12 protein-coding genes are annotated in these 12,059 nt (G+C 59.9%); 3 read left to right on the top strand and 9 right to left on the bottom strand.

From position 1 onward, the window contains the following. The first annotated feature begins 27 nt into the window (after positions 1-27). Positions 28-879, top strand: coding sequence for an SDR family oxidoreductase (locus ACT01B_RS10455; RefSeq protein ID WP_445147283.1), 852 nt, complete (start codon positions 28-30; stop codon positions 877-879). Then, on the top strand, positions 876-2,531 hold the full coding sequence (locus ACT01B_RS10450; protein WP_445147282.1) for an FAD-dependent oxidoreductase: 1,656 nt from the start codon (positions 876-878) through the stop codon (positions 2,529-2,531). The genes ACT01B_RS10455 and ACT01B_RS10450 overlap by 4 nt, the downstream gene beginning before the upstream one ends. A 145-nt stretch (positions 2,532-2,676) precedes the next feature. Here ACT01B_RS10450 and ACT01B_RS10445 read toward each other — a convergent pair whose 3' ends face one another. The 4 genes from ACT01B_RS10445 to ACT01B_RS10430 form a co-directional block, all read right to left on the bottom strand. Continuing rightward, a complete protein-coding gene (locus tag ACT01B_RS10445; protein ID WP_445147281.1) occupies positions 2,677-3,942 on the bottom strand; it encodes an NADH:flavin oxidoreductase/NADH oxidase family protein in 1,266 nt (421 codons plus the stop codon). 103 nt (positions 3,943-4,045) lie between these two features. Further along, the gene (locus ACT01B_RS10440) at positions 4,046-4,660 is read right to left on the bottom strand and encodes a winged helix-turn-helix transcriptional regulator (protein WP_445147280.1); all 615 of its coding nucleotides are present in this window, start codon (positions 4,658-4,660) and stop codon (positions 4,046-4,048) included. A 51-nt stretch (positions 4,661-4,711) separates the two neighbouring features. Continuing rightward, a complete protein-coding gene (locus ACT01B_RS10435; RefSeq protein ID WP_445147279.1) occupies positions 4,712-5,110 on the bottom strand; it encodes a hypothetical protein in 399 nt (132 codons plus the stop codon). Positions 5,111-5,188: 78 nt separating this feature from the next. After that, positions 5,189-6,034 (bottom strand): alpha/beta fold hydrolase, encoded by an 846-nt coding sequence (locus ACT01B_RS10430; RefSeq protein ID WP_445147278.1) that lies wholly within the window; start codon positions 6,032-6,034, stop codon positions 5,189-5,191. A 182-nt stretch (positions 6,035-6,216) separates the two neighbouring features. On the opposite strand from ACT01B_RS10430, the gene ACT01B_RS10425 reads away from it, so the two are divergent. Next, entirely contained in the window at positions 6,217-7,821 is a 1,605-nt protein-coding gene (locus tag ACT01B_RS10425) for a GMC oxidoreductase (RefSeq protein WP_445147277.1), read from the top strand. 308 nt (positions 7,822-8,129) lie between these two features. Here the strand turns inward: ACT01B_RS10425 and ACT01B_RS10420 are convergent, their stop codons facing one another. From ACT01B_RS10420 to ACT01B_RS10400, 5 genes are all read right to left on the bottom strand, one after another. Next, positions 8,130-9,026: an alpha/beta hydrolase gene (locus ACT01B_RS10420; RefSeq protein WP_445147276.1), complete on the bottom strand. Its 897-nt coding sequence runs from the start codon at positions 9,024-9,026 to the stop codon at positions 8,130-8,132. 158 nt (positions 9,027-9,184) lie between these two features. Next, a complete protein-coding gene (locus tag ACT01B_RS10415) occupies positions 9,185-9,469 on the bottom strand; it encodes a hypothetical protein (protein ID WP_445147275.1) in 285 nt (94 codons plus the stop codon). Next, positions 9,466-10,323, bottom strand: coding sequence for an alpha/beta fold hydrolase (locus tag ACT01B_RS10410; RefSeq protein ID WP_445147274.1), 858 nt, complete (start codon positions 10,321-10,323; stop codon positions 9,466-9,468). Before ACT01B_RS10410 ends, ACT01B_RS10415 begins: the two co-directional genes overlap by 4 nt. Before the next feature lie 86 nt (positions 10,324-10,409). Further along, the gene (locus tag ACT01B_RS10405) at positions 10,410-10,991 is read right to left on the bottom strand and encodes an HdeD family acid-resistance protein (RefSeq protein WP_445147273.1); all 582 of its coding nucleotides are present in this window, start codon (positions 10,989-10,991) and stop codon (positions 10,410-10,412) included. Between the two features lie 264 nt (positions 10,992-11,255). Beyond that, complete coding sequence (locus tag ACT01B_RS10400; protein ID WP_445147272.1) at positions 11,256-11,960, bottom strand: TetR/AcrR family transcriptional regulator; 705 nt, start codon at positions 11,958-11,960, stop codon at positions 11,256-11,258. Positions 11,961-12,059: the final 99 nt, after the last annotated feature.

Genomic DNA, 12,059 nt, shown 5'->3' with positions numbered 1-12,059 from the left:
TCCCTCAGCCGCATCCATGTGAGCCTCATGATGAAACCGCATATCCTTGAGAGGCAGGCTCGTCCAACCGTCCCCAATCCGGATGGATCGGCCTCTCCCACGGGGCGGCGAGCGATCTTCATTACGGGCGCCGCGTCGGGCATCGGTCGTGCCTGCGCCGAGTTGTTCGCACGGCGCGGTTGGTTCGTGGGCCTCTACGATGTCAACGTGGACGGTGTCGCCGCGGTCGGCGCGGGTCTGGGTGAAGGCCACACCATCGCTGGCGTACTCGACGTGAGCGATCCCGAGGCATGGCAGCGGGCACTCGCGGAATTCTGGGCGCAAAGCGGCCAGCGGCTCGACCTGCTGCTCAACAACGCGGGCATTCTCTTCACCGGATCGTTCGAAACCGTTCCTCTGGCCAGGCACGATGCGATGCTTGCTGTGAACGTTCGAGGGATGATCACCGGTTGCCACAGCGCCTTCCCGTACCTGGCGCGCACACCGCGCTCCCAGGTGATCAATATGGCCTCGGCCACCGCGATCTATGGCCAGCCGCAGCTGGCGACCTACTCGGCGACCAAGTTCGCCGTGCGTGGATTCACCGAAGGGCTCGATCTCGAATGGCGCAAATTCGGTATTCGCGTGAACGATATCTGGCCTAGCTTCGTGCAGACCGCGATGGCCGATGACTATGGGCGTATTCCCAGCGCTCACTCGTTGGGCATCCGGCTCACGCCGGCCGATGTCGCCGCCACCGTGTGGGCTTGCGCCACGGCTAGGCAACGCATCCACAAGACGCATTGGACGGTCGGCGTGCAAGCCTGGCTGCTGTCGCTCGGGGCGCGTCTGGGACCGTCCGCACTCACCCGCTGGGTCGTCCGGTATCTGGCGCAATGAGCAAGGGGGATTCCATTTTGATAAGCAGCGCATTCGACTTTGATTGGCTGGTGATCGGCTCGGGCTTCGGCGGCAGCGTCTCAGCACTGCGCCTAGCCGAGAAGGGATACCGGGTGGGGGTGATCGAGCGCGGCCGGCGCTACCGCGATGAAGATTTGCCCAAGTCGGCCTGGCAACTGCACAAGTTTCTGTGGGCGCCCGTGCTCGGCCTGAAGGGGGTCATGCGCATGCGGGTGTTTCGTCATGTGTTCTTCCCCAGCCAGTCTGCAGTCGGTGGTGGCAGCACCGTCTATGGTGGCGTGCTGTACCGTGCCCGCCCAAGATTCTTCGACCACGCGCAGTGGCGTGAACTCGGCGACTGGGAGCGGCGGCTGCAGCCGCACTACGAGGTGGCCGAGCGCATGCTGGGTGCGCGGACCGTGCCGTTCGACTCGACCAATCAGGGATTGGCGCGGGAAATGGCGCGGCACTTCGGGAAGGAGCACGGCTTTATTCTCTCTCCAACCGGGGTTTTCTTCGGCGAGCCGGGCGAGACGGTCAAGGATCCCTATTTCGGGGGCGAAGGCCCCGATCGCACCGGCTGCACCCGCTGCGGCGCCTGCATGGTGGGTTGCCGCGTTGGAGCGGTGAATTCGCTGGTGAAGAACTACCTGTGGTTCGCAGAGCGGCTCGGCGTGCAGATCATGGCTGAACGCGAGGTGGTCGATGTGCGTCCGCTGGGCGCGGCCGATGGCAGCGAGGGCTACCGCGTGGTCACGCAGCGGCCCGGCGCCCTATTCGCCTGCCCGGACCGCCAGGTCCATACCGCGCGCGGCGTGGTGTTCGCGGGCGGGACCCTGGGGACCAACGAGCTGCTGGCCAACTGCAAGCTGGGCGGCTCGCTGCCCCGGGTCAGCGACCGTCTTGGTGAGCTGGTGCGCACCAACAGCGAGTCAGTGCTGAATGTGCGGCTGCCCGAGGATCTGAAGACCTGGAACGATGTCACGGCTAGCAGCAGCGTGCGCGTCGACGACAATACTCAGATCGAGTTTCTCACCTACGGCCGCAACGCCGACCTCATGGGCCTGATGTACACCGTTCTGGTCGGAAAAGGGAGCCGCCTGACACGGCCATTGAATTGGCTGACCAACATCGTATTGCACCCGTTGCATTGGCTCAGGACGTTGTGGCCGGCGGGCTGGAGTCGGCACATGGTGACTTTGCTGGTGATGCAGACGCTGGACAACGCAATCGCGCTGCGACCAAGGAGACGTTGGTTGGGGCGCGGCTACCGCCTGGTCACCGAGCAGAATCGCGACAAGCCAAACCCGACATATATCGAAGTGGCTAATCAGGCAACTCGGTGGCTGGCCCAGCGCACGGGGGGCATCGCCCAAAGCAATGTCATGGAAGCGCTAGCCGATATCCCAACCACTGCCCATGTGTTGGGCGGTGCTGTTATCGGCGCCGATGCCTCAAGCGGCGTAATTGATCGGAATCTACGGGTGTTTGGCTACCAAAACATGTTGATCTGCGACGGTGCCGCCATGCCGGCCAATCCAGGGGTCAATCCTGCGCTGACCATCACAGCGCTCGCCGAGTACGCTATGGTGCAGATTCCCGCAGCCGACTGGTCGCCTGTGGCGCTTTCGCCAACCTCAGACATCGGCTGATCCGACGCGGCATCACCTGCCATCTCACTGTTCGTCGCGCATTGGCATATCTTGCTCACCCTGTGCGAATGCACCGCCACGCCGTTCCGAGTGGACGGTGTGCCAGGAACGCAGCAACGCGTTTCACATCCACAACCTTCGGCATTTAACCGCGCGCTCGTAGGCGTCGCGTGCGATAGGTGCCCCAGCCGCTCTTTACTACCGACTTCAGGAATGCCGAAAGGCCACTCTCGTTGGGACGTGGCTCACCACCCTTCGCGACTCGCTTGAGTTGCGACGTGTACCAGAGGATTTCCATCAACCCCATGCGGTCAACCGGTTTAATGCCCGTAGTGATGGGGCGTACCTGTTGCTTGCTGTCGCGCCCTAGCAGCAGGGCGACAGGCGCATCGGGATCGATCGCCAGCAACCGTGCGAGACCAATGACATCCAGCGCTCCGGAGCGCAATGCGGCGTTCATGCCGGCGGCACTGCGGAAACCGCCGGTGACCATCAGTGGCACTCGCACCGAAGCCCGCACTTTCTCGGCAAACTCGAGGAAGTAGGCTTCGCGCGCCACGGTGGATGCCTTCTTCGATTCCTGGAGCGTACCGCTCATAGCCGGGGCTTCGTAGGTGCCTCCCGAGATCTCGATCAGATCGATGCCCGCGTCAACCAGGGCGTGGATTGTCGCCAGCGATTCCTCTTCAGTGAATCCCCCGCGCTGGAAGTCGGCGGAATTGAGCTTGACCCCCACCGGAAAGTCGGGGCCAACCTGTCGGCGAATCTCGGCGTAAACGGCCAGTACGAAGCGGCGCCGCTTTTCGGGGCTTCCGCCCCATTCATCGTTGCGCCGATTGTGATGCGGCGACAAAAACTGACTGACCAAATAGCCATGCGCTCCGTGGATTTCCACGCCGCTGAACCCGGCCTTCTTGCAGATGGCCGCACTGCGCCCGAATCGTTCGATAATGTCCTGGATCTCGGCCGTGGTGGCTTCGCGCGGGGTCTCGAAGAACGCGGCCATATCCTCGCGGAATGGAACGGCCGACGGGGCGAGATTGCTGACATTCAAGCCCTTGGTCGACTGCTTGCCAGGATGGTTGAGCTGAACCCAGATAGCCGCGCCCTCATTGGTTGCCGCACGCGCCCACTTCTGCAACACAAGCAGATCTGCTTCATCCTCGATCACCACATTGCCCGGCTCGCCAAGCGCTCGTCGGTCGATCATGACGTTGCCTGTGAATATGAGTCCGAGGCCCGAGGCAGCCCAACGGCGGTACAACTCGACGAGCTCCAAAGTCGGGCGATTGTCGTAGGTGCCCAACGTCTCGCTCATTGACGCTTTGGCGAGGCGATTCCGGAGCAGGCTACCGTTGGACAACCGCAAGGGCTGATTCAACAGGTTTGTTTCAAGAGATTGCTGGGGCATGACGGATTCCCTGAGGGATGCTTGCTTGAAGTTGAAGCGGATACTGGCGATGTCGCTCGGACTCCTGCCCGCATGACGCCGAAGGCAATCGAGGCGACACGGTTCAAGGCCTGTATTCGAGTACTTTGAACACTTGCAGGAATGTCTTTCTCTGCCCTTGAAGCAGGGTTGCCCGCCCTTCGCGGAGGGCAGATGCAGGCGTGATCTGGCGCAGTGCAAGGGCCATGAACGTTTCCATATCGCATTGAATGGTGACGTCGGCGGGCGCTGCACTCGGACCGGAGCGCGCCAACGCCTCTCCATCGCTGACCTGGATGTGGAAGACTTCCGCTCCCACATGGAACTCGTACAACGCCTGCAGGCCTGTGCTTGCAGCCGGATTGCTCGAACCTGCAAGACAAAGCGCAATGAGCTCCGCGCGCGCTGTGGCAGGATCGACTCGCACGTCCTCCGGCAGATGCAGGCCCCAGAGTCCAAGCGCAATCATCGGCTTTCGCAGTTGTTCGCCGAAACCCGTCAATTCGTAAGCGGGTGCCGGCTGCGAAGTCGATTGCACGACACCGCCCTCCACCAGAAGAGCGAGGCGTGTGGACAGTCGATTGGTACCCATCGCGGGCAGGACAGTCAGCAGATCCTTGAACCGCTTGGGCCCCAGCAGGAGTTCACGGATCAGGAGCAGCGTCCACCGCTCGCCCAAGATGTCCAGTGCCCGGGCCATCGGACAAAGCTGACCGTACGTCTTGTTCTGCATAAGGCCGTAGTCACTCGTTTAGAAGGCGGTGCGATCATAGGCGCATATGACTTTGGAGGGCTGCAAAAAACCCGTTAGCCCCTGGAACCACATCACTTCCAGAAAGTCACCACTGATGACCAGGTCTTTACTGCCCAGGCCTCTCAGAAAGGCAGCTTGGCTATCTTTTGCCGACAGGATCTCGAACCCCTTGGCGGCATCTTGAAAACTCAAGGTGAATTGAGGGTCCGCAGTCAATCCGGCAAAGGATCGGATGGCTCCGCCCCGGATGACAAAGTAGCGGCCGGTGCCGGCGTTTGTGCGGATTTGAAAAGTCAGATCCTTGCCTTCGATGTACCTGGCGCAGACTGGATTTTTTTTGATCTGCTTTTTCAGCAGTTGTGCGAAGACCCACAACAGGAGTTTGAACTTGAGCATGGCGGGCGGCCTTTATGAGGCTGATCATGAAGCCGATTCTTCGAGTGAAGATTCCGACCTGGGAGTTCGTGAGATCTGTCACTCGCTCAGGAATTGAACGGCGTGCTCCAGGAAACGCTGTGGGCATTGGAACTGCGCGGCATGACCACAATCCGGATAGATGAACAACTGGGCATTCGGAATGTTTCTGGCCATATAGAAAGAATTGACGGTCGCGACCATCACGTCATTCACCCCGTTCAGGATGAAGGTGGGTTGCTTGATACCCCGCAGGTAGGCAAAGGGATCCTCTTCCGACAACCTAGGCAGATACAGCATGTTCGCCTCGATTTGCGCCTTTGCGACCTCCGGTGAAGAAGGCGGGTCTTGATCGGCACGCTGGTGACGACGCTGCCAGAATTCACGGGCTGCCTGTTCGGCGGCCTCTGATCGACCGAAAAACAGATACTGGAAGTCTTCGAAGACAGGTATCGGTCGTGGCGCGGCCGCCAGCACACCTGGCTCCATATCCGGGTTGCCGCCACGAGGGCCGGTACCCAGCAGCATGAGCTTGCGAACAAGCTCGGGGTGACGCCAGGTCAAATCCAGCGCCTGAAAGCCACCCAGCGAAAAACCTAGAACATCAACTTTCGCCAAGCCAAGTGTGCGGATGAAGGCAGCTGCGTCATCCGCCATATCCTCAATCCGGTTGCGAGGCTTGCCGGATGACGAGGCGACACCGCGACCGTTGTAGAGAATGACTTCCCGGCTTTCGGCCAAGCCATCCGTCATCAGGGGATCCCAGTGATCCATGCCCCCGCGGAAGTGCTGGAGGAAAAACAAAGGCGGCTGGTCGGTGCTGGTATTGCCCCATCGGCGATAGGCAAAGTGTTCTCCGTCGACATCAATGAATCGGGTCTGGACGGTTTGATGAAGTTCGGTCATGTGCTTGCCTCATAAGCGGATCGGTTCCTCGTGCCAGCGCCGTGTCAACTTTCAGCTCAAACCAACGCCATCGTTTAACTATACGCTTCATATTGTTCGCACGCAATATGAAACGTATAGTCAAAGCATTGGACCAAGTGTTCAAGACCCTCCAATGCCGCTTCTAAATCCGGGAACTCAAGATGAAACCGACTTACGATTTCGATTACATCGTCATTGGTTCCGGCTTCGGCGGGAGCGTGTCTGCCCACCGTCTGACGGAAAAGGGCTATTCCGTTGGTGTGATGGAGATGGGGCGCCGCTGGAAAGCGGAGGACTTTCCCACGACCAATTGGGATGCGCGTCGCTGGATGTGGCGACCCGGGCTGAAAATGTTCGGCTTCTACAACATGCGTCTGTTTCGCCACGTGATGGTTGTCAGCGGCAATGCGGTCGGTGGCGGCTCCATCACCTACGCCAACACCCTGCTCAGGCCAGCAGACAAAGTCTGGGACGAGGGCCCTTGGGCAGGCCTGGCCGACTGGAAGCAAATCATGCCGCAGCACTACGCCACGGCAGAGAAGATGCTGGGGGTGACCGAGGGAAGGATTTTGGGTGAGGCGGATCTGCGGCTCAGGAAAATGGCGGAATTGCATGGCACCGCACATACTTTTCGTCCACCGCCGGTAGCGACCTTTTTTGCGCCCGATGGCGAGACGGGGGGCAAGACCTATCCTGACCCGTATTTCGGCGGTGAAGGCCCGGATCGTGGAACCTGCGTGGGGTGCGGAGGTTGCATGATGGGGTGCCGGCACAATGCCAAGAACACGCTCGACAAAAACTATCTCTTCCTCGCGGAAAAGCGGGGGGCGAAAGTCTTTGCGGAGACCAGGGTGGTGGACGTCCGTCCATTGAACGGCAAACCAGACGGCAGCGATGGCTATGAAATCCACACGGAGTGTTCGACGGCCTGGTTCAACAAGAAGCGACATGTCTTTCGTAGCCGTGGTGTTGTCTTTGCGGCCTCTTCGCTTGGAACCATGGAGTTGTTGTTCAGACTCAGGCAAAAGGGCTCATTGCCGCGGATCAGCAACGACTTGGGCCAGCGCGTGCGCACCAACGCAGAATCTCTCATTGGCGTGCGTTTTCCAGCCAAAGACAAGAGCATGTCGCCCGGGCTGGCTGGCGGTGCCAGCATTCACCTAGATGAGCGCACCCATATCGGCGTCGTGCGCTACCCGGAAGGATCGGATGCCATCGGGCTGATGATGACGGTGCTGAGTGGAGGCCGTGCTGGCTGGAACCGCATTCTTGTCTGGCTACTGACGCTGCTCAGGCATCCGCTACAAGCCTTGCGGGTGCACAACCCCTTCGGCTTTGCACGTCAAACCATGTTGCTACTGGTCATGCAGACGGTGGATGAACATCTCAATATGCGGATGAAGCGTCGTTGGTATTGGCCGTTTGGAACGCGGTTGATAACGGAGGGCGGCCCCATCCCCACGTTCATCCCAGAGGCGAATGCGTTCGCAGAAAAAGGGGCCAAGGCACTGGGCGGCATCGCGACCACCTTTTTGACCGAGATCCTCTTCAACATTCCAACGACGGCGCACTGCATGGGTGGCTGTGCCATGGCGGACTCTCCCGAACACGGCGTGATGGATGTACGAAACCGCGTTTTCGGATACCAGAACATGCTCATATGCGATGGTTCCATGCTCAGCGCCAATTTGGGCGTCAACCCCAGCCTCACCATCACGGCGCTGGCCGAATGCGCGATGTCGCATGTTCCAGAGAAGCCCGCGTAGTCTCCGGTTACCTACGATCAGCATCACCCACGCATGGGCATCCGCCGCGTACAAAATGTTCCCCAAACGATCTTCAACACTGCCTTGACGTCGGCCCACAGCCATTGGGATGCCCGTCTCGATCAGACGGTCGCTCTGAGGGCTGTCGCGCCATTGCAGGTCTGGTGAATCCTCCGCGCTGGAAGTTGGCTGAGTTGAGTTTGATCCCCGTAGGGAAGTCAGGGCCGACCGCCGGCGAACCTCGGCGTGAACGGCCAGTAAAAAACGGTGCCGCTTTTCGGGGCTGCTCAACCTGTGCGAATGGAACGCTACGCCGAACCCATTGGATGGCGTGCCAGGAACGCAGACACGTGCTCAACGACTTCGCCCGGTGCCGAATCGGGGAAGAAATGCCCGCCAGGAATCGTCGCGGCCTCTAGGGTCGTACAACGGTCCGTCCAGGTGGCGGGCAGGTCGTAGTGCCGTGCCATCACTCCCGATGCGCCATAGAGGATCTGCACGGGGGCTGCGATACGCCGCCCCTGGTCGGCCAGATCGTCCGCCAGATCGACGGCCAGCGTCGCTCGATAGTCGTTGCAAAACCCCGCGATCGTCGCGGCATCGCGCCAGGACTCACGGTAGGCCGCGAGTTGCCGTGCGTCGAAATCTTCTGGCCCCGCCGCGCCCCATCCGAAGAGGCAGGTCTCGAAAAAGAAATCGGGGTCGGCCTGGATTATCCGCTCGGGAAAGGGGGCCGGTTGGGCCAGGAAGAACCAGTGCCAGTAGCTGTGCGCGACCTCCATGCGCAGATCGGTCAGCATCACCGCTGTCGGCACGATGTCCATCAGTGTGACGCTCGCCACTGCACCAGGATGGTCGAGTGCCAGCCGATGCGCGGTCCGTGCGCCACGATCATGACCGACGAGATGGAACCGTTCGTGCCCAAGCGCACGCATGAGTTCCAACTGATCCCGCGCCATGGCGCGGAAGCCATAGTTCGTCAGGTCTTGCCGGGCGGGCGGCTTGTCCGACGCGCCATAACCGCGCAAATCGGCGCAGACTACCCGGTAGCCCCGGGTGACCAGTGCCGGTGCAATTTGTGCCCAGAGCGCCATGGTCTGTGGAAAACCGTGGAGCAGCAGTAGTGGTTCGCCTTCGCCTGCTGCGATGCAGGCGATTTCCACTTCCCCAACGGCGATCCGATGCAATCCAAAGTCTTCGAACATGGAGCTTCTCTCAAATAAGCTGACGCGCGCCAGAAATTATCTCGCCTCGCAGCATCCGTAACGAAAACCCTGCCAAAGAAGTTGCTGGCTCCGTTCGGGCTCAAGCGCGCGCAGACGCTCATGCGTTGTCGTCGGCGACGGTGCTCTTATGGCGTTTCTCAGGCGACTACCTGATAACGCTCTGCAGCATGTGCTTGCCTGATGCGCGAAAGCAGGCCTAACCGCGCTGTCTCCTGGGCTTCCCAGCGCGCGACGTCGTGCAGTGGGAGGATCGTCAAGAGCTCACGGCGATCGATGCCGACCAGCGCAGCATCGACCAGCTCGCCCACTTCCATCACCGCTGGCAGCGTATTGACGCCAATGCCCGCGCGCTCCCAGATCTCGGTGTGGGTTGCCGCACGGAGCACGGCCTGGACATAGACGCCTTTGGGCGAGAGGATCATGACCTGGACAAGAAGTACTCGATCTTTTCGGCCACCTCGTCGGGGTGTTGCTGATGCGGCCCATGTCCGGAATTGGGATAAGTCAGCAACTGAGCATTGGGGAGTTCGCGAAACAGTGTCCGGATATTCTTGAAGGGGATGAACGGATCCTTGTCGCCGGAAACGATCAGCGTGGGTTGGTGGAGGTCCTTCAGCTTCTTGAAATGACTGGTCTTCCCATTTATGAAGTCGCCGATCAGTGCCACTGACTTGCCGATCACGCCCGGCGTTACCGGCGGTTCCTGGTCAGAAGTACGCGTGGCGCACCGGTCGAGATAGGCCTGCGTTTCCTCACCACGTCCTGCAGTGAAAAAGAGGTAGCGGACATCTTCGAACGTATATTCAGGATGAAGGGCGATCTCGAAATCGATATCCGTCGGCGGTGCCGCTTCGGGATTGCCCCCTCCCGCCGCACCGATAATGATCACCTTGCGCACGAGCGCTGGCTCATTGATCGCAATCGCCTGTGCAATGAATCCCCCCATGGAAAACCCGAGCACATCGATGGCTGAAAGGCACAGTGCCCTCGCGAAATCTGCAGCATTGCGGGCCTTTTCATCCACGCTCTTTGAGGCTGTTCCAGTCGAGGTGCCGATTTCCTGATCGCTGAACAGAATGACGTGGCGAGTTTTGGCCAATGCATCGACAAAGCCCGGATCCCAGTCGTCTAGCGTGCCTCTGAAGCGTTGGAGGAACAGAACAGGTGTTTTGTCAACGGGATCGGCGGGGCCGAGCGCTCTGTATGCATAGCGAACATTCCCCACCTCGACATAGTTGGTAGGCGTAGTTGCTGCGCGTCCTGCAATGCTGCCCATACACGCACTCCTAATCTGTGCATTGGTTGGTGTTGTATTAACTGATGGTCAAATGAACCTGCTGCGCGCCTACATGAACCGCTCGCTCAGACGGGCTTGAACTTGCGGATGCGGAATGCAGCCACGATCTGCAATGCCCCGAAGAACAGCGCGCCCACACCGATCCACAGCGTGGCGACCACGATCCCGCTCAAAGGGCTGAGCGCGAACAGCATGCCCAGCAAAATGCCCAGTGCACCGCTGAGGATGATCAGCCATTCGCCCCGGACCTCGTTGCGTACGCGGATGGCGAAAACGATGCGATAGATGCCGCCGGCGATCATCCACGCCGCCAGGAGAAGCAGCAGCATGCTGGCAGTGGCCAGCGGATTGATGATCGCCAGAAGACCGAACGCGATCGACGCCAACTCATAGAACACCAGCCAGCCCTCGGAGACGGCAACGTATCGATCGAACAAGGCGAACACACCGATGATGCCTTCGGCCAGCGCCATGACGCCGACGGCCCAAGCCAACGCGGCGGCGGTGAGCGGCGAAGCGATGGCGAGGATGCCGAAGGCCACGGCAAATACGCCGTACGGCAGCAGCACCCACCAACTGCGACCGATCGCCACCAATTCACCGGATAGGGTCGGACGTTCCTCATGGCTAATGGAATCTCTCCCCATGGAGGATGAAAAGGCGTCGCGACCACTCCTGTCGTATTGTGAAGAAGGGAGAGGGTTGTGGCCCTCTCCCTAGGCTCGCAACATGTCGGACGGTTTACGCCGAAGTACGATAGCGCTCCGCTGCGTGCGCAGGCCTGAGTCCGCCCACCAGGGCTAGTCGCGCCGCATGATCGCTCTCAAAGATTGAAGGAACTTCAGCAGTGCATCACTGACTGCTTGCGGCTGTGCACAGAACCACACAGATGCAGAAGATGCCGAAGCCATCTACTTGACCTGTGGATGCCTAGACGACCGCCCACTCCTGGTTGACCTCTGATTCTCGTCTGCCTCAATGAGCGCCAGATAGGCCGCCAGCGCCCTAGGCGTTTCCCTGATCAACACGTCGGACCTAGGTGAATCAATGTGTGCCCCAATATGCAGCATGCCGGCTCCCATGGAGTAAAGAACTGACGCAAAGTCTTCCTGGGCGATGGTTGAGGTACTCGGTAAACGGATGGCAAGTATCTTCTTTAGAAGATTGGTAACGTCTGCCGTGTCTTCAAACATCTGCACTGCAAATGAGACCGGTGTGAAGTCTTTGTGCTTCCACAGGTACTCCAGGTAAGGCATCAACAGAAGGTCGATGACGGCCTGCGGCGTGGCCAGCTCCCAGCTGTCGCGGGGTAAGGCATCCAGTCGCTCGGTGATCGCTCGAATCGCATGGATGTGCCGTTCCATGAGCGCGCGCAACACGCTCTCGCGGTCGGGAAAGAAGTGATACATCGAGCCAATGGACGTTTTCGCCCGGCGAGTTATGCGGTGCATCGTCAGACTCGCGAGCCCATCAGTGATGACGATTGCCGCTGCCGCATCCAGGATCGCCTCTACACGCCTGCGCCCACGAGCCTGCTGCGGCTCGCGCGCGGGCAGCGCCTCACTGGATGGGGCGACTTTCTCACCTACTACTTTTAATGGTTGATCCGTCGCCATGGCGATCTCTGCTTCTTCAGCTGAGTTCCGATGTCTGAATTCTGTACAAAATAGAGCCGCCCGTCTAGTCTATAATTGGAGCATATCCACTAGTTTGAG

This window comes from Dyella sp. Tek66A03 (genome assembly GCF_052567735.1).
This window is presented reverse-complemented; position numbering and strand designations above follow the sequence as displayed.